This window comes from Pseudomonas svalbardensis (assembly GCF_030053115.1).
Classification (GTDB): Bacteria; Pseudomonadota; Gammaproteobacteria; order Pseudomonadales; family Pseudomonadaceae; genus Aquipseudomonas; species Aquipseudomonas svalbardensis.
Map to the genome: position 1 here is coordinate 2,876,699 of NZ_CP125619.1, position 24,652 is coordinate 2,901,350.

Annotated in this window: 22 protein-coding genes; 12 read left to right on the top strand and 10 right to left on the bottom strand. The window is 59.8% G+C overall.

Going from position 1 to position 24,652, the window contains the following annotated elements; all coding sequences use genetic code 11:
• The first annotated feature begins 14 nt into the window (after positions 1-14).
• The 5 genes from pqqC to QFX16_RS13285 all read left to right on the top strand — a co-directional run bounded on the left by pqqC (position 15) and on the right by QFX16_RS13285 (position 5,265).
• Entirely contained in the window at positions 15-767 is a 753-nt protein-coding gene (gene pqqC, locus QFX16_RS13265; protein WP_283184272.1) for a pyrroloquinoline-quinone synthase PqqC, read from the top strand.
• Positions 764-1,036 carry a pyrroloquinoline quinone biosynthesis peptide chaperone PqqD gene (gene pqqD / locus QFX16_RS13270; protein ID WP_283184273.1) on the top strand — a complete coding sequence of 91 codons (273 nt, stop codon included), beginning with the start codon at positions 764-766 and terminating at the stop codon, positions 1,034-1,036. Before pqqC ends, pqqD begins: the two co-directional genes overlap by 4 nt.
• Positions 1,014-2,156 (top strand): pyrroloquinoline quinone biosynthesis protein PqqE, encoded by a 1,143-nt coding sequence (gene pqqE / locus QFX16_RS13275; protein WP_283184274.1) that lies wholly within the window; start codon positions 1,014-1,016, stop codon positions 2,154-2,156. Before pqqD ends, pqqE begins: the two co-directional genes overlap by 23 nt.
• A 234-nt stretch (positions 2,157-2,390) precedes the next feature.
• Positions 2,391-3,554 carry an alcohol dehydrogenase-like regulatory protein ErcA gene (ercA, locus tag QFX16_RS13280; protein WP_283184275.1) on the top strand — a complete coding sequence of 388 codons (1,164 nt, stop codon included), beginning with the start codon at positions 2,391-2,393 and terminating at the stop codon, positions 3,552-3,554.
• Positions 3,538-5,265 (top strand): hybrid sensor histidine kinase/response regulator, encoded by a 1,728-nt coding sequence (locus QFX16_RS13285; RefSeq protein ID WP_283184276.1) that lies wholly within the window; start codon positions 3,538-3,540, stop codon positions 5,263-5,265. Before ercA ends, QFX16_RS13285 begins: the two co-directional genes overlap by 17 nt.
• Here the strand turns inward: QFX16_RS13285 and QFX16_RS13290 are convergent.
• The 6 genes from QFX16_RS13290 to copC form a co-directional block, all read right to left on the bottom strand.
• The gene (locus QFX16_RS13290; RefSeq protein ID WP_283184277.1) at positions 5,250-6,119 is read right to left on the bottom strand and encodes an aldose 1-epimerase; all 870 of its coding nucleotides are present in this window, start codon (positions 6,117-6,119) and stop codon (positions 5,250-5,252) included. The two genes, QFX16_RS13285 and QFX16_RS13290, sit on opposite strands and share 16 nt — an antisense overlap.
• Positions 6,120-6,269: 150 nt before the next feature.
• Positions 6,270-7,160: an SMP-30/gluconolactonase/LRE family protein gene (locus QFX16_RS13295; RefSeq protein ID WP_283184278.1), complete on the bottom strand. Its 891-nt coding sequence runs from the start codon at positions 7,158-7,160 to the stop codon at positions 6,270-6,272.
• Between the two features lie 53 nt (positions 7,161-7,213).
• On the bottom strand, positions 7,214-8,038 hold the full coding sequence (locus QFX16_RS13300) for an NAD-dependent epimerase/dehydratase family protein (RefSeq protein ID WP_283184279.1): 825 nt from the start codon (positions 8,036-8,038) through the stop codon (positions 7,214-7,216).
• Positions 8,039-8,241: 203 nt separating this feature from the next.
• The gene (locus QFX16_RS13305; protein ID WP_283184280.1) at positions 8,242-9,540 is read right to left on the bottom strand and encodes an OprD family porin; all 1,299 of its coding nucleotides are present in this window, start codon (positions 9,538-9,540) and stop codon (positions 8,242-8,244) included.
• Between the two features lie 263 nt (positions 9,541-9,803).
• A complete protein-coding gene (gene copD, locus QFX16_RS13310) occupies positions 9,804-10,664 on the bottom strand; it encodes a copper homeostasis membrane protein CopD (RefSeq protein ID WP_283184281.1) in 861 nt (286 codons plus the stop codon).
• A 3-nt stretch (positions 10,665-10,667) separates the two neighbouring features.
• Positions 10,668-11,033: a copper homeostasis periplasmic binding protein CopC gene (gene copC / locus QFX16_RS13315; RefSeq protein WP_283184282.1), complete on the bottom strand. Its 366-nt coding sequence runs from the start codon at positions 11,031-11,033 to the stop codon at positions 10,668-10,670.
• Positions 11,034-11,173: 140 nt separating this feature from the next.
• Between copC and QFX16_RS13320 the strand changes: the two genes are divergently transcribed.
• Positions 11,174-11,794, top strand: a complete 621-nt coding sequence (locus tag QFX16_RS13320) for a TetR/AcrR family transcriptional regulator (protein WP_283184283.1) — start codon at positions 11,174-11,176, stop codon at positions 11,792-11,794.
• 107 nt (positions 11,795-11,901) lie between these two features.
• Here the strand turns inward: QFX16_RS13320 and preA are convergent, their stop codons facing one another.
• The 3 genes from preA to hydA all read right to left on the bottom strand — a co-directional run bounded on the left by preA (position 11,902) and on the right by hydA (position 16,145).
• Positions 11,902-13,176 carry an NAD-dependent dihydropyrimidine dehydrogenase subunit PreA gene (gene preA, locus QFX16_RS13325; protein ID WP_283184284.1) on the bottom strand — a complete coding sequence of 425 codons (1,275 nt, stop codon included), beginning with the start codon at positions 13,174-13,176 and terminating at the stop codon, positions 11,902-11,904.
• On the bottom strand, positions 13,177-14,544 hold the full coding sequence (locus tag QFX16_RS13330; protein ID WP_283184285.1) for an NAD(P)-dependent oxidoreductase: 1,368 nt from the start codon (positions 14,542-14,544) through the stop codon (positions 13,177-13,179).
• 161 nt (positions 14,545-14,705) lie between these two features.
• The gene (gene hydA / locus QFX16_RS13335; protein WP_283184286.1) at positions 14,706-16,145 is read right to left on the bottom strand and encodes a dihydropyrimidinase; all 1,440 of its coding nucleotides are present in this window, start codon (positions 16,143-16,145) and stop codon (positions 14,706-14,708) included.
• A 551-nt stretch (positions 16,146-16,696) separates the two neighbouring features.
• Between hydA and QFX16_RS13340 the strand changes: the two genes are divergently transcribed.
• From QFX16_RS13340 to QFX16_RS13365, 6 genes are all read left to right on the top strand, one after another.
• The gene (locus QFX16_RS13340; protein WP_283184287.1) at positions 16,697-18,181 is read left to right on the top strand and encodes an NCS1 family nucleobase:cation symporter-1; all 1,485 of its coding nucleotides are present in this window, start codon (positions 16,697-16,699) and stop codon (positions 18,179-18,181) included.
• A 156-nt stretch (positions 18,182-18,337) separates the two neighbouring features.
• A complete protein-coding gene (locus QFX16_RS13345) occupies positions 18,338-19,621 on the top strand; it encodes a Zn-dependent hydrolase (RefSeq protein ID WP_283184288.1) in 1,284 nt (427 codons plus the stop codon).
• A 94-nt stretch (positions 19,622-19,715) separates the two neighbouring features.
• The gene (locus QFX16_RS13350; RefSeq protein WP_283184289.1) at positions 19,716-20,150 is read left to right on the top strand and encodes a carboxymuconolactone decarboxylase family protein; all 435 of its coding nucleotides are present in this window, start codon (positions 19,716-19,718) and stop codon (positions 20,148-20,150) included.
• Positions 20,151-20,153: 3 nt separating this feature from the next.
• Positions 20,154-21,047 (top strand): RNA polymerase sigma factor SigJ, encoded by an 894-nt coding sequence (gene sigJ, locus QFX16_RS13355; protein ID WP_283184290.1) that lies wholly within the window; start codon positions 20,154-20,156, stop codon positions 21,045-21,047.
• Positions 21,048-21,130: 83 nt separating this feature from the next.
• Positions 21,131-22,627 carry a PAS domain S-box protein gene (locus QFX16_RS13360; protein WP_283184291.1) on the top strand — a complete coding sequence of 499 codons (1,497 nt, stop codon included), beginning with the start codon at positions 21,131-21,133 and terminating at the stop codon, positions 22,625-22,627.
• 129 nt (positions 22,628-22,756) lie between these two features.
• Positions 22,757-23,005, top strand: coding sequence for a DUF1652 domain-containing protein (locus QFX16_RS13365; protein ID WP_283184292.1), 249 nt, complete (start codon positions 22,757-22,759; stop codon positions 23,003-23,005).
• Positions 23,006-23,420: 415 nt separating this feature from the next.
• On the opposite strand, the gene QFX16_RS13370 is transcribed toward QFX16_RS13365, so the two are convergent.
• The gene (locus QFX16_RS13370; RefSeq protein ID WP_283184293.1) at positions 23,421-24,536 is read right to left on the bottom strand and encodes a Gfo/Idh/MocA family protein; all 1,116 of its coding nucleotides are present in this window, start codon (positions 24,534-24,536) and stop codon (positions 23,421-23,423) included.
• Positions 24,537-24,652 lie beyond the last annotated feature (116 nt).

Below are 24,652 nucleotides of genomic sequence, written 5' to 3' on the forward strand. Positions count from 1 at the left end.
CCCGGAGAACCGCAATGACTGACACCCCAATGACCCCCACCGAATTCGAAGCGGCCCTGCGCGCCAAAGGCGCCTACTACCACATCCACCATCCATTCCACCAAGCCATGTACGCCGGCCGATCAACCCGTGAGCAGATTCAAGGCTGGGTCGCCAATCGCTTCTACTACCAGGTGAACATCCCCCTGAAGGACGCCGCGATTCTCGCCAACTGCCCGGACCGCAACGTGCGCCGGGAATGGCTGCAACGAATCCTCGATCACGACGGCGTGCCCGGTAGCGAAGGCGGGATCGAAGCCTGGCTGCGGCTGGGCGAAGCGGTGGGGCTGGATCGCGAGCAAATCCTCTCACAGGAATTGGTGCTGCCCGGTGTCCGTTTCGCCGTGGACGCCTACGTCAATTTCGCCCGTCGCGCCTGTTGGCAGGAAGCCGCCAGCAGTTCGCTGACCGAGCTGTTTGCGCCACAGATCCATCAATCGCGGCTCGATGCCTGGCCAACCCATTACCCGTGGATCGACGTCGGCGGTTACGACTATTTCCGCACTCGCCTGAGTCAGGCGCGGCGTGACGTAGAACATGGTTTGCGCATCACCCTGGCGCACTACGTCACGGTCGAAGGCCAGCAACGCATGCTGGAAATCCTGCAATTCAAGCTCGACGTGCTGTGGAGCATGCTCGACGCCATGAGCATGGCCTACGAGCTGGAGCGCCCGCCGTATCACACCGTCACCACGGAGCAGGTCTGGCACCGGGGGATTGCCCTGTGAGCCTGATTAACCGCGAGCAATCACCGTCGCTGCGGCAGGGTTTTCGCCTGCAATGGGAACCTCGTCAGGACTGTCACGTGCTGCTGTACCCCGAAGGCATGATCAAACTCAACACCAGTGCCGGGCAGATCCTCGATCTGGTGGACGGCCAGCGCAGCGTTGAGGCGATTATTGATCGACTGTCTGCAAATTTCCCTGGCGTACCGGGGATCGACGAAGATGTGCTGGCGTTTCTGGAGGTGGCCCATGCTCAATTCTGGATTGAGTGACTCGCGTCCGGGCCCGCCGCTGTGGCTGTTGGCGGAGCTGACCTACCGTTGCCCGCTGCAATGCCCGTATTGCTCCAACCCGCTGGACTTTGCCCAATCAGGCGAAGAGTTGAGCACCGAAGAATGGATCCGGGTGTTCCGCGAGGCCCGAGAGATGGGTGCCGCGCAACTGGGTTTTTCCGGCGGCGAGCCGTTGGTTCGCCAAGACCTGGCCGAGCTGATCAAGGCCGCCCGGGACATGGGTTACTACACCAACCTGATCACCTCGGGCATCGGCCTGACCGAGCAGAAGGTGCGCGATTTCAAGGTCGCGGGGCTGGACCACATCCAGATCAGCTTCCAGGCCGCCGACGAAGCGGTGAACAACATGCTCGCCGGCTCGCGCAAGGCCTTCGCCCAGAAACTCGCGATGGCCCGGGCGGTGAAAGCCCAGGGCTACCCGATGGTGCTGAACTTCGTCACCCATCGGCACAACATCGACCAGATCGCGCAGATCATCGAGTTGTGCCTGGAGCTGGAGGCAGATTTCGTCGAATTGGCGACGTGTCAGTTCTACGGCTGGGCCGAGCTCAACCGCGTCGGCCTGTTACCCACGCGCGAACAATTGCAGCGCGCCGAGCGCATCACCCACTCATATCGCGAGCGTCTTGAAGCGCAGGGCCACCCGTGCAAGCTGATCTTCGTCACCCCGGATTACTACGAGGAACGCCCCAAGACCTGCATGAACGGCTGGGCCAATCTGTTTCTCGACATCACCCCCGACGGCACGGCGTTGCCTTGCCACAGCGCCCGACAGTTGCCGGTGCAGTTTCCCAATGTGCGTGAGCACAGTATCGAGCACATCTGGACTGATTCTTTCGGTTTCAATCGCTTTCGTGGCGATGACTGGATGAAAGAACCGTGCCGCTCCTGCGATGAAAAGCACAAGGACCTGGGCGGCTGCCGCTGCCAGGCATTCATGCTGACCGGCGACGCCGCCAACGCTGACCCGGTGTGCAGCAAATCCCCGCACCACGGCATGATTCTCAAGGCCCGCGAGGAAGCCGAGGCCCCGGGGCTGGGCATGGAACACCTGACGTTGCGTAACGAGAAGGCTTCGCGACTGATCTACCGCGGATAAATCAAACAACACAAATCCCCTGTGGGAGCGGGCTTGCTCGCGAAAGCGGTGGGTCAGTCGACATCAACGTTGAATGTAATGCCGCCTTCGCGAGCAAGCCCGCTCCCACAGGGATTCGCGTTGGATGCGAGATTTGGGTACACCCCAGCCTGCTACCCATTGGTCTGATTGCATTCACTACCGGATGCTTTAGTGTGGACGTTACCTTCCAAAACAATAAAAACAGGCTTTCCAATGAGCCAGAGTCTCAGCCAGCTGCGTAAATTCGTTTCGCCTGAAATCATCTTTGGTGCCGGCTGCCGGCACAACGTCGGCAATTGCGCCAAAACCTTTGGCGCCCGCAAGGTGCTGCTGGTCAGCGATCCCGGTGTGATTGCTGCCGGTTGGGTCGCCGATGTCGAGGCCAGCCTGCAAGCCCAGGGCATTGAGTATTTCCTGTACAGCGCAGTCTCGCCCAACCCGCGGGTCGAAGAAGTGATGCTCGGCGCCGATCTGTACCGGGAAAATCATTGCGATGTGATCGTGGCCGTCGGTGGCGGCAGCCCGATGGATTGCGGCAAAGGCATCGGCATTGTTGTCGCCCATGGGCGCAGCATCCTCGAATTCGAAGGCGTGGACACCATCCGTGTCCCCAGCCCGCCGCTGATCCTGATTCCAACCACCGCCGGGACCTCGGCCGATGTCTCGCAATTCGTGATCATCTCCAACCAGCAAGAACGCATGAAGTTCTCCATCGTCAGTAAGGCGGTGGTGCCGGACGTGTCGTTGATCGACCCGGAAACCACCCTGAGCATGGACCCGTTCCTGTCGGCCTGTACCGGCATCGATGCGTTGGTGCATGCCATCGAAGCGTTTGTTTCCACCGGTCACGGGCCGTTGACCGATCCCCATGCGCTGGAGGCGATGCGCCTGATCAACGGCAACCTGGTGCAGATGATCGCCAACCCGAACGACATTGCCCTGCGCGAGAAAATCATGCTCGGTAGCATGCAGGCCGGGCTGGCGTTCTCCAACGCGATCCTCGGCGCGGTGCATGCCATGTCTCACAGCCTCGGTGGATTTCTCGACTTGCCTCATGGGCTGTGCAACGCGGTGCTGGTGGAACACGTGGTGGCGTTCAACTACAGCTCCGCACCGGAGCGCTTCAAGGTGATCGCCGAGACCTTTGGCATCGATTGCCGTGGCTTGAATCACCGGCAGATTTGCGGGCGTCTGGTGGAACATCTGATCGCTCTGAAACATGCGATCGGCTTCCACGAAACCCTCGGATTGCACGGGGTCAGCACTGCAGACATTCCGTTCCTGTCGCAACACGCCATGCACGACCCGTGCATCCTGACCAACCCGCGCGAGTCCAGTCAGCGTGATGTCGAGGTCGTCTATGGCGAAGCCCTCTGACGAGCAGCAACGGGCGCTGGCGGGGTTACTGGGATTAGGCAGCCACTCGGCGCGCAAGAGTCATTACCCGGAACTGGCCGCGCGCCTGGACGAGCTGGAAGCCGAACGCAATCGCTACAAATGGCTGTTCGAGAACGCCGTCCACGGGATCTTTCAGGCCAGCCTCCTGGAAGGCATGCGCGCCGCCAATCCGGCACTGGCGCGGATGCTCGGTTATCAGGACCCTCAGGAAGTGCTGTTTTCCCTGGCGGATCTGGCGAGCAACCTGTTTGTCGGTGGTGCACAGGAACTGGAAAATATCGGCGAAATCCTCAGGCACCAGGGCAGCCTGCATGGCTATGAAACCCAATTGCGGCGCAAGGATGGCAGCAGCCTCGACGTGCTGATGAACCTGTTGCTCAAGCCCGATCAGGAAGGGTTGGTGGAGGGTTTTGTCGCCGACATCACCGAACGCAAACTCGCCCAGCAGCGCCTGCAGCAACTCAACGACGAACTGGAGCAGCGCGTCACCGCGCGCACCGACGAGTTGCTGGAAGCCAACCGCAACCTGCAACAGCAAATCACCCAGCGTAAACAGATCGCCCAGGCCTTGCGCGATGCCCGGGACGCCGCCGAGGCCGCCAATCGCAGCAAGGACAAATACCTCGCCGCCGCCAGTCATGACCTGCTGCAACCGCTCAATGCCGCGCGTTTGCTGATCTCGACCCTGCGCGAGCGCAAGCTGCCCGACGTCGAACAGGTGCTGGTGGAGCGGACTCACCAGGCGCTGGAAGGCGCGGAAGATTTGCTCACCGATTTGCTGGATATTTCCCGGCTCGATCAGGCGGCGGTCAAACCGGACATTGCGCTGTACCGCCTCGATGAATTGCTCGCGCCGCTGGTGTCGGAGTTCCAGTCAGTGGCCCTGGCTGAAGGGTTGAACCTGCGGGTGCACATGGGCGATTACGCCATCAGCACTGACCTGCGCCTGATGACGCGGATTCTGCGCAACTTCCTCAGCAACGCCTGCCGCTACACCGACGAGGGCAGCATCCTGCTAGGGGCCAGACGCCGGGGTGAAATGCTGCGCCTGGAAGTCTGGGACACCGGGCGCGGGATCGCGGCGGACCGACTGGATTCGATCTTCCTCGAGTTCAACCAACTGGACGTTGGACGCGCCGCCGACCGCAAGGGTGTGGGCCTGGGGCTGGCCATCGTTGAGCGCATCGCCAAGATCCTCGGCTATAAAGTCGGGGTTCATTCGCTGCCGGGGCGGGGTTCGATGTTCAGCATCGACGTGCCAATTTCCCATGAGATTCCGCTGCCGATCAGCCTGGCGGCACCACAACCCGGCACCGGCAATCCATTGCCGGGCCGGCGTTTGCTGGTGCTGGACAACGAAGTGAGCATCCTCGAAAGCATGAGCGCACTGCTCGGGCAATGGGGCTGCGAAGTGGTGACGGCCACCGATGAATTCTCCGCACTGGCCGCCTTGCAGGGGCGACCGCCGGAACTGATTCTGGCGGACTACCACCTCGATCACGGCGTGGTGGGTTGTGATGTGGTCAGGCATTTGCGTGAGCATTACCACCAGGTGATTCCGGCGGTCATCATCACCGCAGACCGCACGGATCAGTGTCGGCGCTCATTGCAGCGACTCGACGCACCGCTGCTGAACAAACCGGTGAAACCCGGCAAGTTGCGCGCGGTGCTGAGTCAGTTGCTGGGGTAGCGAAATTGCAGGCTGAAGCCGAGCTCGGCTGACTCGCCTTGCGCCAGCAATCGCAACCCCGGTCGACCGGGCAGGTGATGCGCGTTGACCGGGTGGCTCACCGGTTCGATACAGAAAAAATCCAGGCCCACCGGGCAGTAGAGCAGGAAGTAATCGCTGCCCGTGGCGCGGCATTCCAGCTCATAGCTCAATGCTGGCTGGCGGATCAGGCAGTGACCATCCCATTCGCAGAAACCGTTGTCGACCAATGTGTCGGGCAACGTCTTGAGTGACTGGAAATCCCATTCGGCCGGCAACGCACTGAGGTGCGTCGGCATTTTGGTCCCGTCACACAACCAGACGAGCCGGGCTTGCGCCCGCAACCGGGTGCCTGTGGTACGCGGAAAGTAGGGATGCAAACCGAGCCCATGCCAGGCAGGGCTTTCGGCCAGATGGGTGACCTTAATATCAATGCTCAGCTTGCCTTCGATCAGATGGAATCGTTGCCAGGCGCGGTAAGCGAAGGGCGTGGTGCTGTCGAGTTGCAGGATGACTTCATCGCGCGTCTGCGAAACCACCTGCCACGGCTGTTGCCAGGCGCTGCCGTGAATCGGCAGGGGATCGGTGAGGCTGTTGGGTGTCAGGGCCAGCCAGCCCTCGGGGCAGTCGAAACCTCCTTCGGAAATTCGGTTCGACCACGGCACCAAGGGAAAGCAGCCGAGCTTGCCGGGCAGGCCGGTGTTCAGCGCGTGAGCGTCACTGTGGCGCAACAGCGGCAGACCCGTGCCGCGCACGCTCCAGTTGACGATGCTGCCACCGAGTTGCGGGGCGAGGGTGAGGTGGGTGAATTCGTCTTCGAGCTCGAGGAGTGTCATGGATTTTCGTCTTGCGTTGAATGGTTGAAAAGATCGCAGCCTCGTTTCACTCGACAGCTCCTACATTGAAATGCTTACCCCTGTAGGAGCTGTCGAGTGAAACGAGGCTGCGATCTTTTAAGAGGGGCACAACACCTGATGCGAAGGCGATCAAAAATCCTTGAACAACGGCTCCGGCAAACCTTTCACCCCGGGATTGAGGGCGAACACACCGCCGGCCAGTGACTGTTCGTCATGGTCGTCGCCGGGACGGATCGAGGTCACGAACAATGTGTCCAGGCGACCGCCGCCGAAGGCGCACATGCTCGGTTTTTTTACCGGTACGGCGAGGGAACGGTCCAGTCGGCCATCGGGCGTGAAACGGTGAATCAGCCCGGCGTCATTGGCGCAAATCCAGTAGCCGCCTTCGGCATCGACTGCCGCCCCGTCGGGACGACCAGGGAATTGATGCATGTCGACAAACAGCCGCCGGTTGGACGGCATGCCACTGTCGATGTCGTAATCAAAGGCCCAGATTTGCTGGACCAGAGGATGAGAGTCAGACAGGTACATCGTTCGCCCGTCCGGGCTGAAACCCAGGCCGTTGGGCACGATAAACCCGTTGAGTTGCGCCTCGAGTGGCCCGCGTTGCCCGGCGCTGTAGCGATAAAGCGTGCCGTCGGCAGCGTTGGCGCCCATGTTCAGCACCATGCTGCCGGCCCAGAAGCGCCCCTGACGATCGCAGCGACCATCGTTCAGGCGCATATCTGTGCGGGCGTGTTCGACCGGAGCCAGGAGGTTGCTGTCGAGGCTGCCATCGTTATGCGGGTGCAGATGAAAGAACCCGCTTTCCATCCCGGCAACCCAGCCGCCGTTGCTGTGACGTGCAATGCAGGCGAGCATCTGCGGTGCTGTCCAGGCGTGGACATGGCCGGTTTCGGCGCTCCAGCGCTGAAGTCCGCCGGCCGGAATATCAACCCAATACAGGGCGTTTTCCTCGGGGACCCAGACCGGGCATTCACCGACTGCGTTACGGGCATCGACAATCAATTCGGCTTGCATGACAGCTCATCCCCTCGGGTTTTTGTTGTTGGGATCAAGTGATGTACGCGGGTTCAGTCGCCGAACGGGCCGGACGCGACAAATGCACCACCCTGGTAGACCCGTGCCGGGTCATCAGCGGCAGGCATCGGCTGGGTTTCGACTTTTTCGCGGAACACTTCGGAGCTGTCCTGAGGTTCATAACCCAGGCAGGTGGCGAAACGGTTGTCCCACCAGACGTTCTTGTTGTCGGACATGCCATAGACCACGGTGTGGCCGACATTAGGGGCGTACAGCGCGCATTCGAGCAATTGAGTCAGGTCGCCGAAGCTCAACCAGGTGCTCATCATTCGGCGGTTGAGCGGTTCCGCGAACGAGGAGCCGATGCGTATGCTGACGGTCTCGATGCCGTAGCGATCGAAGTAGAAACTGGCCATGTCTTCGCCGTAAGACTTGGATAAGCCGTAGTAGCTGTCCGGGCGGCGAGGGGAGTGGGCGTCGATGACTTCATCCTGCTTATAGAAGCCGATCACGTGGTTGGAACTGGCGAAAATAACCCGCTTCACGCCATGGCGGCGAGCGGCTTCGTAGATGTGGAACACGCCGCAGATGTTGGCGCCGAGGATCTCTTCGAACGAGTGCTCCGTCGACACGCCACCAAAGTGCAGGATCGCGTCCACGCCTTCAACCAGCTGATGGACTGCTTGCTTGTCTGCCAGGTCGCAGGGCAAGACTTCTTCACGGTCATCGATGGCCGGGGCGATGTCGGCGATGTCCGACAGGCGAATCACATTGGCGTAGGGCCGCAGGCGTTCGCGCAGGACTTTGCCGAGGCCACCGGCGGCACCGGTCAGGAGGAGACGATTGAAAGGAGCGCGGGCGTTAGTTGTGATGGTCATGGAAGTCCCTGAACAAGCAGTCAGTTGTTATTGAATTTGTTGTAGGTTGTCGTACGACTAGGCTGAAGTATCGTTAGCCTTTCTGGTGGTTGTCAACGACACATCAATTGAAATGGACGAAGGGTCTGGTTGCCCCGCGATCGATGTAGCAAAGAGTGAGTTGTGGCACAAATCGGGGATTCAACCTTGTCGTAAAACCCGCCTTACAGCAACGAGATCGGGTAGTTGATGATAATGCGGTTTTCGTCGAACTCATTAGTGCTGAAGTCCTTGCAGATCGACGCGTTACGCCATTTGACGTTGAGATTCTTCAGCGCGCCGCTCTGTACGGTGTAAGCCAGTTCTGACTCGCGGCCCCATTCCTTGCCGTCGGTGATGGTGCCTGTGTGCACGTTATCGCCGCTGATGTAGCGGTTCATCATTGTCAGGCCGGGAATGCCGAGCGCCACAAAATTGTAGTCGTGGCGCAGTTGCCAGGATCTTTCCTTGGCGTTGTCGTAGCTGGAGTTGTAGCTGTCATTGGCCAGGGTGCCGCCGCTGGTGCCGTTGACCCGCATCCAGACATCGTCGCCGGTGAGTTTTTGCAAGCCGACAAAGAAGGTGTTGCCGCCGTATTTTGCCGAGAGCATGGCGAACGCGGTTTTGTTGTCGAGGTCGCCGGCCAGGGCGCTGCCGTCTTCCTTGCCGATGAAGTAGCCAAGGTTGGCACCGAGGGTCCAGTCGCCGATGGGCTGGCTGTGGCTCAGGTTGAAATACTGCTGCTGATAGATGTCGCTGAGTTGCGCGTACCAGACACCGACCTGGGTGCGCTTCTCATTGAACGCATATTCACCACCGCCAAAGTTGAAACGGTCCGAGGTGAAGGCCGCGGATTTTCCGTTCATGAACATGTCTTCCATGCTCGCATCGTTGCGCGGGCTGTTGGCGCGGAACTGGCCGCCGTAGAGCGTCAGGCCGCTGATCTCGGTGGACGTCACCTGACCACCGCGGAAGGTTTGCGGCAGCGAGCGGCCATCGTCGGAGCGCAGGATCGGCAACACCGGCATCCATTCGCCGACCTTCAATTCGGTTTTCGAGACTTTACCTTTCAGCGCCACACCCAGGCGCCCGAAATTGTCGGCCGGGCGGCCGTCGTCATGAATCGGCAGCAACGAGGTGCCGCCCGTGCCTTTGCCGCCGTCGAGTTTTTCCGAGTACAGGCCCAGCACATCCATGCCGAAACCGACGGGGCCTTGGGTGAATCCGGATTTGGCATCGAGGATGAAGCTTTGGGTCCACTCTTCAGCCTTGCCCTGCGGGTAAGCCGGGTTCGTGAAGTTGCGGTTGATGTAGAAGTTGCGCAGGTTCAGCGTGGCTTTGGCGTCATCGACGAAACCTTCGGCATGACTGGTCATGGGCAAGGCGAGGGCCAGGCTGCTGCAACCGATCAGGCTCAGGGTGTGACGGCATGTGAAGGTTGGGCGAAGGGTGCAGACGGAGGAATTGCGGACGAGCTTGCTCACAGTGACGCTCCCGTGTTTCTTGTTGTTTGTATTTTTGTTATACGTCGTCGTACAACATTGGGGCGGATTATTTGCAAGTGTTACGGGGAATGTCAATCAGAAGTTGTACGATGACTTGGCGTGATTTTGTAGCATGTCGCAGAACCCTGTGGGAGCGGGCTTGCTCGCGAAAGCGGTGTGTCAGTCAGCCAATGTGTCGAATGTGACGCCGCCTTCGCGAGCAAGTCGGACCGCCGCACCGCCGCTCCCACATTGGATTGTGTTTAGCTCACGATCATCGGGGGCATGGTGCCCAGAAGGGAAACCGCTGCCACCGCTCCTATCCCCAACAACCATTCGAAGATGACGCTGCTTTTCAGAGCAGTCGGACGCTGGTCGCAGTCGTTGATCCGCAGCCGATTGAACAGCGCCAGCCCCAGCATTGAGGCGACCAACACAACCTTGATCAACAGGATCAGCGCAAACCCGGACAGCAACGGCGTCGGCCAGAATTGCCCGGTCAGTACACGAACGTTGATCAAACCGGTCATCACCAACCCCGCCACCAAGACGTAACCAACGCCGCTGAAGCGTTGCAATGTCGCTTTGATTGAGTGCTCTGCCGGTTGCCGCAGGATCATCACCAATAACATCAAGCCTCCGAGCCAGGCGCCGACGCAGGTCAGGTGAATGATTTGATTGAGGATCAGCAATTGGCCGTTGAGGCCGTCGAGCATGGCACCGTGGCCGACCGGGGCGAGGGAGGCCAGCAGCAGGCTGGCGAGGCCGATTCGCAGGGGCAGGTTTGAACGCAAGGGCGTCATCAGCAGCGCGACCAACAACGCATTGAGCAGCAAGTGCCAGCGCCAGACCTGGCCGAAAAACGTTTTGCCCAGCATCAGTTGCAGGGTCGGAGGATCGAATGCCGCGTCCCGTGAACCGGCCATGCTGGCGGTGATCAGCAGCATCCAGCTAACGCCAGTGACCAGGGCCACCGCCGCCAGCCAGTGGCTCGTTCTGGCCAGTCGCTGATCCAGATTTCCAGCGTCGCCATTGAGCAGCAGAGGCCTGAACACCCAGGCCCCGAATAGCATCAGCACAACAGTGAAATGCAGAAAGCGGCACAGCACCATCGCGCTCGTCATGAATTACTGGCCAACCTTGAAGCTATAAGCGCCTTCGCTTTTGTGGGTATCGACCGACACCGCGTGCCATTCGACTTTGTAGGCACCCGCTGCCAACGGTGCGGCCGGGGTGACGATCAGGGTTTTCTTGTCGCTGCCTTCGGTGGCGAGGCTCTTCACCGGCACGTTGCTGCCGTCCTTGCTGATCGTGACCTTGGAAAAGGTCGCTTCAACGCCTTCGGAAAACACCAGGCGCAGTTCCGACGGCGCGGTCACTGTGCTGTCGGCGGCCGGGGTCTGGTCTTTCAGATGGGCGTGGGCAAATACCGATGAAGCGGCGAACAACGAGCCGAGCAGGGCGACGGTGGTCAGGGTTTTCTTGAGCAGCATCGTGGAATACCTCTGAGGCGAGTTCGAAAAGGCGGTCAGTTTACCTGCGAGAAGCTGCGTGTACGAAGTTTCGTTTTCCCTTGTCGCCGCGAGATAGAGCGGATGCTAGTCTTGGGCAACGCTGTTGTCAGGGAGCCCTCATGGGCAATCACAAGATCGAGATTCGTCGCAGTAACGTCGAGAAAATTCTGTTGGGGGCCGAAAAGGTGTTCGCCGAAAAAGGTTTCGGCGGCACCGCCATGGCCGACATCGCTGCCGAAGTGCAACTGCCGCGCTCCAACCTGCATTACTACTTCAGCACCAAGAGTGATCTGTACAGCGCCGTGCTGTTGGGTTTGCTGGAAGTGTGGAAACAGGATGCCCTGTGCTTCGAGATGTTCGACGATCCGCGCGTGGTGCTCAGCAGCTACATCCGCGCCAAGATGAACCACTCCCGCAGCAGGCCTTACGGCTCCAAAGTCTGGGCCAACGAAATCATCCACGGCGCGCCGACCCTGGGTGAGAAGCTGGACGTCAGTCTGTACGACTGGGCCAAAATGAAAGAGGCGAAAATTCGCCAGTGGGTGGACGACAAACGCATCCTGCCGGTGGAGCCTTCAAGCCTGCTGTACATGATCTGGGCGTCGACCCAGCACTATGCCGACTTTGATCATCAGGTGAATATTCTGAATGACCATCAGCCGTTGTCGGACATGCAGTTCGAGCGGGCGGTGCAGACGGTGACGAGTGTGATCTTGCGGGGGATCGGCTTGGAGCCGTGAATCAAAAGATCGCAGCCTCGTTTCACTCGACAGCTCCTACAGGGTTACGCAATCCCTTGTAGGAGCTGTCGAGTGAAACGAGGCTGCGATCCCTTGATCTTCAACGATCAAACAGCGACGTGGTACGGGTTCCTCGGGTCATGATTCCAATCCAGAAACGGCTTCCCGTTCTCCATCGGCACCATCTCGATACAGTCCTGCACCGGGCACGTGATTTGACACAGATTGCACCCCACGCACTCATCATCAATCACTTCATATTTATGCGTCCCGTCCGCCTGCTTAAGGCTCGTAATCGCCTGGTGCGAAGTGTCTTCGCAAGCAATGTGGCAACGACCGCAACCAATGCACGCCTCCTGGTCAATCCTGGCGATCACTTGATAGTTAATGTCCAGATACTTCCAGTCCGTGGTGTTGCCCACCGCACGCCCGGAAAACTCTGACACGCTGGCGTAGCCCTGCCTGTCCATCCAGCGCGATAAACCGTCTTTCATCTCCTCGACAATCCGGAAGCCATGCAGCATCGCCGCCGTGCACACCTGCACCGAGCCGCTGCCCAGCGCAATAAACTCCGCCGCGTCACGCCAGCTGCCAATGCCGCCAATGCCGGAGATTGGCAGGCCTTGCGTCTGTGGATCGCGGGCGATTTCGGCGACCATGTTCAGCGCGATCGGCTTCACCGCCGAACCGCAATAACCGCCGTGGGTGCTTTGGCTGCCCACGGAGGGATTGGCGACCATGCGCTCCAGGTTGACGCTGGTGATCGAGTTGATCGTGTTGATCAGCGACACCGCGTCCGCACCACCACGATGGGCTGCGCGGGCGGCGACGCGAATGTCGGTGATGTTCGGCGTGAGCTTGACGATCACCGGCAGCGAGCAATACGTCTTGCACCAACGGGTGACCTGTTCGACGTACTCCGGCACCTGCCCGACCGCCGCGCCCATGCCGCGCTCCGGCATCCCGTGCGGGCAACCGAAGTTCAGTTCGATGCCATCGGCGCCGGTGGCTTCCACCAGTGGCAGGATGAATTTCCAGGACTCTTCGACGCAGGGCACCATCAGCGACACAATCAGTGCACGGTCCGGCCAGTCCTTTTTGACCTGAGTGATTTCCCGCAGGTTGATCTCCAGCGAACGATCGGTGATCAGCTCGATGTTGTTGAAGCCCACCACTTCACGGTTGGCACCGAAATGAGCCGAGTAACGGGACGACACGTTGACCGCCGCCGGGTCTTCACCCAGTGTTTTCCAGACCACGCCACCCCAACCCGCCTCGAAGGCGCGAACCACGTTGTAGGCCTTGTCGGTCGGTGGCGCGGAGGCCAGCCAGAACGGGTTGGGGGCTTTGATGCCGGCGAAGACAATCGAGAGATCGGCCATTTACGCAGCCTCCACGTTGAGCATGAGTTGGGCGTTGATGGCCTCGGCGGCCCGTTTGCCGTGCTGCACCGCCTGCACGGTGAGGTCCTGATCGAGACTGGTGCAGTCGCCGCCGGCGTATACGCCGGGGATGCTGGTGCGCAGGTTTTCATCCACTTGAATCCGCTCACCCTGGCGCTTGAGTTCACAGGCCAGCGGATCGGCGAGGGCACTGGCGTCGAAGGCCTGGCCGATGGCTTTGAAGATGGCGTCGGCGGCCAGTTCGAAGGTTTCGCCAGTGGTTTGCAGGCGACCTTCGACTAACCAGGTCCGAGCGAAGCGCATGCCGCGTACTTGGCCTTGAGCATCCAGCAGGACTTCTTCGGGTTGTGCCCACGTCAGCAAACGCACTTGATTGGCTTTGGCGATGTCCTGTTCGTGGTCGGTGGCGCCCATTTCCTCAACACCGCGGCGGTACACCAGGTTGACGTCGCGAGCCCCGAGGCGAGCCATTTGCACGGCCATGTCGATGGCGGTGTTGCCGGCGCCCAAAACGATACAACGGTCAGCGAGGGGGAGTTGGGTCAGGTCATCGGCCTGACGCAGTTCGCGGATGTAATCGGTGGCGGCCAGCAGACCGGGTGCGTCTTCATGAGCAAGCCCCAGCTGCTTGCTGGCGGCCAGACCGAGGCCGAGGAACACCGCGTCGAACTGCTGATGCAGTTCGCCAAGGGTGAGGTTTTCGCCGAGTTTCTGCCCGTGGCGGATTTCGATCCCGCCGATCTCCAGTAGGAATTCAAGCTCCTTCTGCGCGTAGTCATCCACCAGTTTGTACTTGGCGATCCCGTATTCGTTGAGGCCGCCAGCCTTTTCCCGTGCCTCGAAAATCACCACGTCATGACCGTGCATGGCACTGCGGTGAGCGCAGGACAAACCGGCCGGACCGGCGCCAACCACCGCGATGCGCTTGCCAGTTGATGCAGCACGTGTGAAGGGGTGTTCGCTGAAGTGTGCGTTGTCGACGGCGTAACGCTGCAACAGGCCGATCAGCACCGGTGCGCATTCATGGTCGTTGTTGCGCACGCAGGCTTGCTGGCAAAGCACTTCCGTCGGGCAGACCCGGGCGCAACTGCCGCCGAGGATGTTCGCCGAGAGGATTTTCTGCGCGGCGCCCTGAACGTTTTCCTGATGGATATTGCGGATGAACGACGGAATGTCGATCTCGCTCGGGCAGGCATTCACGCAGGGCGCGTCGTAGCAGTACAGGCAACGCGAGGCTTCCAGATGGGCCTGGCGGTCGTTGAGTGGTGGTGCCAGATCGGTGAAATGGCCAGCGAGGGCGGCCGCATTCTCGTGCGGATGCGGGAGGTGGTTCAGAGTCTTGATCACGGTGTTGGCCTCACGGTTATTTGAGGTGATGCCTCTGATGGGCATTGGTTTTTTTGTTGTCTGGGCCGGCCCCATCGCGAGCAAGCTCGCTCCCACAGGTATCTCGGGCGTCCACAAAACCTGTGGGAGCGAGCTTGCTCGCGATAGGCCGAAGGCCGCTTTCAGCGTTTCACAGCTGTCGGCCTGTTCATCTCAGCCCGCTTGCTCAGCAAATCAAACACCGCCGGATACGCCGGGCGTTCGACATACCGCCCGGCACCACGCTCTGCTCGCAAATCACCATCGGCCCATACCACCCGGCCCTGGCTGACGGTGTGGCTCGGCACACCGCGCACGGTCTTGCCTTCGAAGATGTTGAAGTCCACCTGCTGGTGGTGAGTCTTCGCCGAAATCGTCCGCGTACCTTGCGGATCCCACAGCACCAGATCCGCGTCCGCACCGACGCGAATCGCGCCTTTGCGCGGGTAAAGGTTGAAGATCTTGGCGGTATTGGTGGAGGTGAGCGCCACGAAGTGCTGCATCGACAAACGCCCGGTGTTCACCCCTTCATCCCAGAGCACCGCCATGCGGTCTTCGATACCGGCCGTGCCATTGGGGATCTTGCTGAAATCGTCACGTCCCGCCGCTTTTTGCTCGGCGCAGAAACAGCAGTGGTCGGTGGCGGTGGTGTGCAGGTTGCCTGATTGCAGACCGTGCCAAAGCGCCTCTTGATGGCCGCGAGGACGGAAGGGCGGGCTCATCACGTAACCGGCGGCGGTCTGCCAGTCTGGGTGTTGGTAGACGCTGTCGTCCAGCAGCAGATGCCCGGCCAGGACCTCGCCGTAGACTTGTTGGCCCTTGCTGCGGGCGTAGGTGATTTCGTCGAGGGCTTCCTTGGTCGAGACATGCACCAGGTACAGCGGCGTGCCCAGGGTTTCGGCGATGCGGATCGCCCGACTGGCCGCTTCACCTTCCACCTGCGAAGGGCGCGACAGCGGATGCGCTTCCGGGCCGGTCATGCCCTGCGCCATCAGCTTGCGTTGCAGGTGATAGACCAGCTCACCGTTTTCCGCATGCACGGTCGGCACTGCGCCCAACTCCAGGCAGCGCTCGAAACTCGCCACCAGCGTATCGTCGGCGGCCATGATTGCGTTCTTGTAGGCCATGAAGTGCTTGAAGCTGTTGACCCCGTGGTGGCTGACCAGATCGGCCATTTCCTCGCGGACCTGTTCGCTCCACCAGGTGATCGCGACATGGAAACCGTAATCCGACGCCGACTTCTCGGCCCAGCCGCGCCACTGATGAAAGGCTTCCATCAAGGATTGCTGCGGATTGGGGATCACAAAGTCGATGATCGACGTCGTGCCACCGGCAAGTCCCGCCGCAGTACCGCTGAAGAAGTCTTCACTGGCCACCGTGCCCATGAAGGGCAGTTGCATGTGCGTGTGCGGATCGATGCCGCCGGGCATCAGGTATTGGCCGCTGCCGTCGAGCACTTCGGCACCCGCCGGAACATCAAGATTTTCGCCGATGGCTTTGATCACGCCGTCGGCGCAATAGACGTCGGCGCGATAACTTTCATCATGGGTAATAACGGTGGCGCCACGGATCAACAGAGACATTCCGAGTTCCTCGCAGGCAATGACCGACTTGTGCCGGTTCTAAATGTTTTATATGAAGCTGACGCAAACAGGTGTATTCCTGTCAGCGCTGTCAGGAATAAACGCTAGTCTGAGTTTGAGGATTGAGCAAGAATATTTTTTATATGCTTATATTTGTTTTAAGTTATTGATAATTAACATTTAAAACTTCAAATCACCAAAATGGTGAGGCCTCTCACCATTTTGACGCACTTGACAGGTTCCAAAAATAGACGAGATTTCTTATGTGAAATCAGCCGCTTGAGGATGGTCTATGGTTGATGCGCGACGTTGAAAAAAAGTGGTATGCACCAGATTGAGTCCTGACTGTTCGGACAACTTGCCTGGCATCTGGCCTGATTGAACGAGCAAGTAACCGGTGACTCATCGGTGATATAAATAAAACTGATAAACATCAGTTGGTTACAAAGTTTTTATGGAACTGCCCGATGCGCAAACGGGGTAACCGGCACGTTAATTGATGCCGCCAGCCCCTGATGAGCAACAATAATCAAAAGAACAGTGGAGCGGCCATGCAACAGAACAGATCGCAAGTGACCGAGCGCGACGGCTTGTTTGAGCTCGAAGCCGGCAGTGACGTCCTCGACAGTCCCCGTTACAACCACGATATGGCACCGACCAAGGTGCGCGAACGAACCTGGAACAAATGGCACATCACCGCATTGTGGATAGGCATGGCGATTTGCGTGCCGACCTACACCCTCGGTGGCGTGCTCACCGCGCATTTCGGCCTGAGCGTCGGTGAAGCGTTGCTGGCGATTCTGTTCGCCAACATCATCGTACTGATCCCGTTGACCCTGAACGCCTTTCCCGGCACCAAGTACGGCATTCCGTTTCCCGTGTTGTTGCGTTCGTCCTTTGGCATCCTCGGCTCCAACATTCCGTGCCTGATCCGGGCGCTGGTGGCGTGTGGCTGGTTCGGCATTCAGACGATGTTCGGCGGGCTGGCCATTCACCTGTTTCTGGGGTCGGTGTTCGACGGTTGGAAATCCCTCGGCGGTACCGGTGAAGTAATCGGGTTCATGGTGTTCTGGGCCTTGAATCTGTGGGTGGTGATTCGCGGCGCGGACTCGATCAAATGGCTGGAAACCCTCTCGGCACCGTTGTTGGTGCTGGTGGGCGTGGGGCTGCTGGTATGGGCGATGCCGAACGTGTCGATGACCGAGTTGCTGGCGATTCCGGCCAAACGTCCGGAAGGCGCGAGCGTGGTCAGTTACTTTGCCGCCGGGCTGACCGCCATGGTCGGGTTCTGGGCCACCTTGTCCCTGAACATTCCGGATTTCAGCCGCTATGCGAAAAGCCAGAAGGATCAGATCGTCGGGCAGATTATCGGCTTGCCCCTGACCATGTTTCTGTTCGCCTCCCTCGGCGTAGTGATGACGGCCGCCTCGGTAAAACTGGTGGGCGTCACCGTCTCCGATCCGGTCACGCTGATCGGTCATATCCAGAGCCCGGTCTGGGTCGCACTGGCCATGGCGCTGATCATCATCGCCACGCTGTCGACCAACACAGCGGCCAATATCGTTTCGCCTACCAACGACTTCCAGAACGTCGCCCCTAAGTTCATCAACCGCACCAAAGCGGTGATGCTCACTGGCCTGGTCGGTTTGGCGCTGATGGCCCATGAGCTGTTGAAGAAGCTCGGTTTGATCGTCTCGGATTTAAGCCTGGAGACGGTGTATTCCAACTGGCTGCTGGGCTATTCGAGCCTGCTGGGTCCGATTGCCGGGATCATGGTGGTGGACTATTTCCTGATCAAGAAACAGCAACTGGATCTGGCCGGACTTTACCGCGACGACGTTTATCCAGCGTGGAACTGGTTCGGATTTATTGCGTTTGGTGTGCCGGTGGCGCTGACGCTGCTGTCGCTCGGCAGCGATGCATTCAGCTGGTTCTACGACTATGGCTGGTTCACCGGATCGGCACTGGGCGGACTGATTTATTACGGGTTGTGCTCGATGCGCCCCAGCCCGTCTGTTGCGAAATCTGCGGTGTGAGGGACGGCCCCTTCGCGAGCAGGCTCGCTCCCACATTTGGAATGCATTACCCCTGTGGGAGCGAGCCGGCTCCGGGCGGCGTTCCGACGAAGACGGCCGCCAAGACACCCAAGAAATGCCTGAAGAAATCCATAAGAACTGCCTGAGGAGATCATCATGAACGCTGCCATTGACGTTCTGCAGTCCACCCATCAGCACATCAACCGCGACCGCTTGTGGCAGTCGCTCATGGACCTGGCCAAGCTCGGCGCCACGGTCAAGGGCGGTGTTTGTCGCCTGGCCCTGACCGACCTCGACCGCCAGGCCCGGGACATTTTCGTCAACTGGTGCGAGGAGGCCGGTTGCACCGTCAGCATCGATGCCGTCGGCAACATCTTCGCCCGTCGTCCGGGCCGCAATCCGAACCTGCCACCGGTGATGACCGGCAGCCACATCGACACCCAACCCACCGGCGGCAAGTTCGACGGCTGCTTCGGCGTACTGGCCGGCGTCGAAGTGCTGCGCACCCTCAATGACCTGGGCGTGGAAACCGAAGCGCCGCTGGAAGTCGTGGTCTGGACCAACGAGGAAGGCTCACGCTTCGCCCCCTGCATGATGGGCTCCGGCGTATTCGCGGAAAAGTTCACCCTCGAAGAAACCCTGGCCAAGGTCGATGCCGAAGGCGTTACCGTGGGTGAAGCCTTGAACGCCATTGGCTATGCTGGCGAGCGCAAGGTCAGCGGCCATGCCGTCGGCGCCTATTTCGAGGCCCATATCGAACAAGGCCCGATCCTTGAAGACGAACGCAAAACCATCGGCGTGGTGATGGGCGCCCTCGGGCAGAAATGGTTCGACCTGAAACTGCGCGGCGTCGAAGCCCACGCCGGCCCGACGCCGATGCACCTGCGCAAGGACGCTCTGGTCGGCGCCTCGGTGATCGTCGGTGCGGTCAACCGCGCTGCCCTCGGCCATCAACCCCACGCCTGCGGCACCGTCGGTTGCCTGCAAGCCTATCCCGGCTCACGCAACGTCATCCCCGGCGAAGTGCGCATGACCCTGGACTTCCGTCATCTGGAACCGGCGCGTCTGGACTCAATGATCGCCGAAGTCCGTGAAGTCATCGAAACCACCTGCGAGGAACACGGCCTGACCTTCGAACTCACACCCACTGCGGATTTCCCGCCGCTGTACTTCGACAAAGGCTGCGTCGAAGCGGTACGCGGCGCCGCCCAAGGCTTGGGCCTGTCGCACATGGACATCGTCAGCGGAGCAGGGCACGACGCAATCTTTCTCGCCGAACTCGGCCCGGCCGGGATGATCTTCGTACCGTGCGAAGGCGGCATCAGCCACAACGAAATCGAAAACGCCGCGCCGGATGATCTGGCGGCCGGGTGTGCGGTGTTGTTGCGGGCGATGCTGGTGGCTTCGGCGGCGATTGCCAGCGGTCAATTGGCGGCTTGAAAAGCATGACGTGCGCTGAAAAAAACAGCGCACGTCACAAACCCGAATCCTCAATCGTCATCCTGTTGAATCCCCCAAACAGTGGAGCAACACGATGTCGTCCAACACCCAGCCGGTTAACCTGCTGCAATCGATTCCTCAGGTGTTCGAAAGCCTGACCCAGGTCCACGTCACCCTCGACAGCCACGACCTGGACCCGACCCTCAAACACTTGCTGCACTTGCGTGCCTCGCAGATCAACCAATGCGGTTTTTGCGTGAAGATGCACACCCGCGAGGCCCGTGAAGCCAATGAAACCAACGAGCGGCTGGACCGCCTGATCGTCTGGCGTCACGTCAGCGATTTCACTGCCGCTGAACGTGCGGCCCTGGCCTGGACCGAAGCCCTCACCGTACTCGATGAAAAGACCGACTACGCCAGCCTGCGCGGTGACTTGCGCGAGCACTTCAGCGACGCACAAATCGGTGCCTTGACGGCCGAGATCGGCATGATCAGCCTGTGGAACCGTTTGCAGGTGTCGAGGCACTGATTGATGAACTCCGCTGAAAACACCGCCGCTGTGTTCGAGCAGCGCCGGCCATTTTTGCTCGGTCTTGCTTATCGCATCCTCGGCTCCCGCGCCGAAGCCGAGGATGTTGTGCAAGAGCTGTTCATCAAATGGCTGGAGACCGACCGCGCCATCATTGCCACGCCGGCCGCCTGGCTGACCACGGCTTGCACCCGGCACTGCATCGATCTGCTGCGCTCGGCGCACAAGTCGCGGGTTGATTACATCGGCACCTGGCTGCCGGAACCGATTCACACCACCCATCAGGACTCACCCGAACACAGGCATGAACTGGCCTCGTCGCTGTCCACCGCGTTCCTGTTGTTACTGGAACGGCTAACCCCCAAGGAGCGTGCGGCGTACCTGCTCTACGAAATTTTCGACATGGATTACACGCACGTCGCGGATGCGGTCGGGGTTCAAGAGGCTGCGTGCCGCAAACTGGTGTCCCGGGCCAAGGCCAGCCTGGGCAGCGGACAAACGCGCTTTCAGCCGGAACCGGCACGCCAGGAGCAATTGCTCAGCGCTTTCCGTAGCGCCATCGCCAGCGGCTCGACCGCTTCCTTGACCGCGATGCTGAGCGAAGACGTCGAACTCTGCGCCGACAGCGGCGGCAAGGCCTCGGCCATCCGCGAAACGTTGTCTGGCATTTCCAATGTGCTGGATTTCATTGGCCAGTCGTTGCACGTCTATTGGCAGACTTGCGAATGGCTGCCAGCCGAAATCAATGGTGCCCAAGGCGTGATCATCAAGGCGGACGAGGTCATCACTGCATCGATGACGTTTGGGTTCGACGAAGCGGGGCAGGTGAGCCGGATTTTTATCATGCGCAATCCGCAGAAGTTGGCGGGGTTGCAGGATTTGTTGGATGTGCACTGAGTCCTCTGCACTATCCCAACCCCTCGCGGTCGTAATCTTCACAGGGCGGCGCGTGAATGCACCGCCGCACGCGTGGAGATCCAATGAGCCAGGACGTCCTGACCACCGAAACCAATCGCCGTCAGTTGCAGCAGATTATCGCCGGCCTGTCCGATGGGTTGATTCTGCTGGAGCTCGACCAGACCCTTCTCTGGGCCAATGACGCCGCGTTGGCCATGCACGGCGTCGGGCAACTCAGCGAATTGGGGGCGAATGCCAAGGAGTACGCCAAGCGCTTCGCCTTGCGTTATCGCAATAATCACCCGGTTCAGGCCGACAATTATCCGATCAGCCGCGTTGCCCGAGGTGAGACCTTCAGTGATGTGTTGGTTGAGGTGACGCCGGCGGACGACGAAGAGCGCACCTGGGTCCACAGCGTGCGCAGCATGGTATTGGCCGACAGCGCTGGCGAGCCGGAGTCGCTGGTGCTGATCATGAGCGATGTCACGGAGTGGGCCAGCGCCGAACAGCGTTTCGAAAAAACCTTCAACGCCAACCCAGCCCCGGCGGTGATCTGTCGTCTAAGCGATTTGCGCTACATCAAAGTCAACCCTGGCTTCCTGGAGATGACCGGCTATGCGCGTGATCAGGTGATCGGCCGTTCTACCTATGAACTGGATGTGCTGGAAGGGGCCGAAAACAAGGATCTGGCCAAGCAGCGTTTGCGCGAAGGGGCAACCATTCCGCAAATGCAGGCTCAGCTGCAGTTATCCGAAGGTGGCAGCAAACAGGTGATCGTCGCCGGCCAGCCCCTTGAGCTGAACGACGAAGCCTGCATGCTCTTTTCCTTTGTAGACATCGAGCCTCGGCATAAGGCCGAGGTCGCCCTGCGCCAAAGCGAGGAACGTTTCGCCAAGGCTTTTCGACTGACCCCGGTGCCCATTCTGGTGTGTAACGCCGGCGATCAGATGGTGATGGACGTCAACGAAGCCTTCCTCGATACGCTCGCGTATCCCAGTGAAGAGGTGCTCGGCAAGACCATCGCAGAGATCGACTTCATCCATGACAAGGGCGCACGTACACGGCTGTTCGCAACCCTGGAGAAAATCGGAAGCCTGGATCGCATCGATGTCAGCCTCCGCAAGAAAGACACCGGGCTGATCGATTGCGCGGTCTCGGCCGACACCGTGAACATTCAGGACAGTCCCTGCTACCTGCTGGTGTTTATGGACATCACTGAACGTAAACGCACCGAGCTGGAGTTGGTGTCGGCGATCGAAGAGGTGATGAAAGACGCCTCCTGGTTCAGCCGCACGCTCATCGAGAAACTCGCTAACGTCAAAAACGTCAACTCGCCGCAGTTGCCTAGCGTGTCTTTCACCGACCTGACCGCCCGCGAGCGCGATGTGCTCGGCCTGATCTGCGAAGGCCTGGCCGACAAGGAAATCGCCGCGCGGCTCAAACTCGCCCCGAACACGGTGCGCAACCATGTCTCGACGGTGTATTCCAAGCTCGACGTTCACAGCCGTAGCGAGGCGATTGTCTGGGCTCGCGAGCGCGGTTTGTTCTCCAGCGAGTGGCGGCCCAAGGCCCAGCGTTAGGTGCAAATGCACTACTCGAAGGGGTGCAAATTGATGTTCTGGGCCGGGGCGGCGGTTCTTAGGCTGTAAGGGTGCGATACAGGTCTTCGGGTATCGCGTCCCTTTCAAAACAGCGACAGGAACCGCAGGATGATTTACGTGGCGCAATTGCGTATGCAACTGGAGCGGAGCTTTTCACCGTTGGCCTGTGAGTGCAATGTTACGGGTGATCATTCACTGACGGTGAAGCTCTATCATCCGGTGTCGGGGCAGGTGGATCTGGTGATCAGTGGGTTGAGCGTGGCCAACCTCAGAACGCCGGAGGCGGTGGCAGCTTTGATCGAAGAGCTGCGTTATGAACTTGAGAGCAACACGTTGCATTGTCGCGAGACGTCCTAGGAACTGTCGGGTTTTGCCGGCGGTCGTACAAAGAATACGAGAGTATTTTTTCTGTGACCGGTCCGCGGCTTCGCGGTGAAACAGTTGGGTCGCGGAAATATGTAGATCACTTACCGCGGGTCAACCTATGAAAAGTCTTGGGAAACGCATTTTTGCAACACTGTCGTTCGCACTCTGGATAGCGATTCTGGGTGGTTGTGCCAGTCCTCCACCGCCACCTCCCGCTGCGCCGCCTCCGCCCCCTGTGCGAACCTGCCAAACCACTGAAAACACTGATGTGCAAGGCGATATGAGAGCTGAGGGGCAGGTGACCCGGGAAACGACGCTCACTCGTTGCGTCACTCAGTAAGCGTCCATCGGCTCCCGTTGAACCGCCAGCAGCGCTGTGCTGCTGGCGGGTATCCGCGCGCGTCGCTCAGACTTCCTCGATCCTGACCCAACGCGACTCCCGCGCGGCCACCCGAATCGCCGTAGCCAGGCGTTCGACTTCCCACGCCTCTTCGAAATCCGTTCCGCCCTGAGATAAGCCTGCCAACGCCATCACCAGATCATGGACTTCCAGCGTCTTGAGTTCGTTGTAGCCGAGCTGATGCCCTGCCGCCGGGCTAAACGCCGCATAACCCGGCAGATTCGGCCCTGCCAGCAAGTGCTGGAAACCGTCCTGACCGGCACGAAACAGACGCAGTTCATTCAGGCGTTCCTGATCGAACACCAAAGTCCCTCGAGTGCCGCTGATTTCGAAACTCAGGTGATTCTTGTAGCCGTGCTTGAGCCAACTGCTGCTGAACGTGCCCCGGGCGCCGTTCGCAAACCGCAACAAGGCGTGGACCTGATCGTCGACGGCGATATTGCGTTGTTCCAGGCTGCCAGCCGTGGCGGGGCGTTGCCGGTGCACGGTATGAGTGTCGGCGCTCACTGCCTCGACATCGCCCACCAGATAGCGGGCCATGGCCAACACGTGGCTGCCCAGATCGGCCAGTGCGCCACCGGCATGATCGGCATCGCAACGCCACGACCAGGGTGACGCGGGATCGGCCATGAAGTCTTCGCTGAATTCACCCTGGAAACTGATGATCTGACCCAAGTCGCCGTTTTCAATCAGCTCCCGGGCCAGCCCGATCATCGGGTTGTGCTGATAGTTGAAACCCACCCGCGTCACCACGCCCGCCGCTTTGGCCGACAGTCGCATGGCGTCGGCCTGTTCCAGATTCACCGCCAACGGCTTTTCGCAATACACCGGTTTGCCGGCGGCGAGTGCGGCCATGGCAATGGGGTAATGCAGGTGATTGGGCGTGGTGATGGCGATCAGATTGACCTTGGGGTCATCGATCAGTTGCTGCCAGTCGCTATGAGCAGTGACGAAACCCCAGGCATCGGCGCAGTGGCGGGCACGCTGCGGATCGGCGTCGGCCAGGGCGGCCAGTTTGAGCTTGAGGGGCAGTTCGAAAACCGCACTGACGTTGCGAAACGCCAAGGCATGGGCGCGGCCCATGAAACCTGTGCCGATGAGACCGATACCGAGTTCGCGCATAGCCGGGGTCCTTTTGGATTTTATTTTCAGGAGGGGCTATTAATGGAATAAAAATTCTCAATGCGCAACATTGTGGAATAAATATTCCTTTGTTGTGCAATGTCAGGAAGCCAAGG

Coding starts and splice junctions, on each gene's coding strand:
- pqqC (WP_283184272.1), top strand. CDS start 15: ATGACTGACACCCCAATGACCCCCACCGAATTCGAAGCGGCCCTGCGC.
- pqqE (WP_283184274.1), top strand. CDS start 1,014: ATGCTCAATTCTGGATTGAGTGACTCGCGTCCGGGCCCGCCGCTGTGG.
- ercA (WP_283184275.1), top strand. CDS start 2,391: ATGAGCCAGAGTCTCAGCCAGCTGCGTAAATTCGTTTCGCCTGAAATC.
- QFX16_RS13285 (WP_283184276.1), top strand. CDS start 3,538: ATGGCGAAGCCCTCTGACGAGCAGCAACGGGCGCTGGCGGGGTTACTG.
- QFX16_RS13290 (WP_283184277.1), bottom strand. CDS start 6,119: ATGACACTCCTCGAGCTCGAAGACGAATTCACCCACCTCACCCTCGCC.
- QFX16_RS13295 (WP_283184278.1), bottom strand. CDS start 7,160: ATGCAAGCCGAATTGATTGTCGATGCCCGTAACGCAGTCGGTGAATGC.
- QFX16_RS13300 (WP_283184279.1), bottom strand. CDS start 8,038: ATGACCATCACAACTAACGCCCGCGCTCCTTTCAATCGTCTCCTCCTG.
- copD (WP_283184281.1), bottom strand. CDS start 10,664: ATGACGAGCGCGATGGTGCTGTGCCGCTTTCTGCATTTCACTGTTGTG.
- copC (WP_283184282.1), bottom strand. CDS start 11,033: ATGCTGCTCAAGAAAACCCTGACCACCGTCGCCCTGCTCGGCTCGTTG.
- QFX16_RS13320 (WP_283184283.1), top strand. CDS start 11,174: ATGGGCAATCACAAGATCGAGATTCGTCGCAGTAACGTCGAGAAAATT.
- preA (WP_283184284.1), bottom strand. CDS start 13,176: ATGGCCGATCTCTCGATTGTCTTCGCCGGCATCAAAGCCCCCAACCCG.
- hydA (WP_283184286.1), bottom strand. CDS start 16,145: ATGTCTCTGTTGATCCGTGGCGCCACCGTTATTACCCATGATGAAAGT.
- QFX16_RS13340 (WP_283184287.1), top strand. CDS start 16,697: ATGCAACAGAACAGATCGCAAGTGACCGAGCGCGACGGCTTGTTTGAG.
- QFX16_RS13345 (WP_283184288.1), top strand. CDS start 18,338: ATGAACGCTGCCATTGACGTTCTGCAGTCCACCCATCAGCACATCAAC.
- QFX16_RS13350 (WP_283184289.1), top strand. CDS start 19,716: ATGTCGTCCAACACCCAGCCGGTTAACCTGCTGCAATCGATTCCTCAG.
- sigJ (WP_283184290.1), top strand. CDS start 20,154: ATGAACTCCGCTGAAAACACCGCCGCTGTGTTCGAGCAGCGCCGGCCA.
- QFX16_RS13360 (WP_283184291.1), top strand. CDS start 21,131: ATGAGCCAGGACGTCCTGACCACCGAAACCAATCGCCGTCAGTTGCAG.
- QFX16_RS13365 (WP_283184292.1), top strand. CDS start 22,757: ATGATTTACGTGGCGCAATTGCGTATGCAACTGGAGCGGAGCTTTTCA.
- QFX16_RS13370 (WP_283184293.1), bottom strand. CDS start 24,536: ATGCGCGAACTCGGTATCGGTCTCATCGGCACAGGTTTCATGGGCCGC.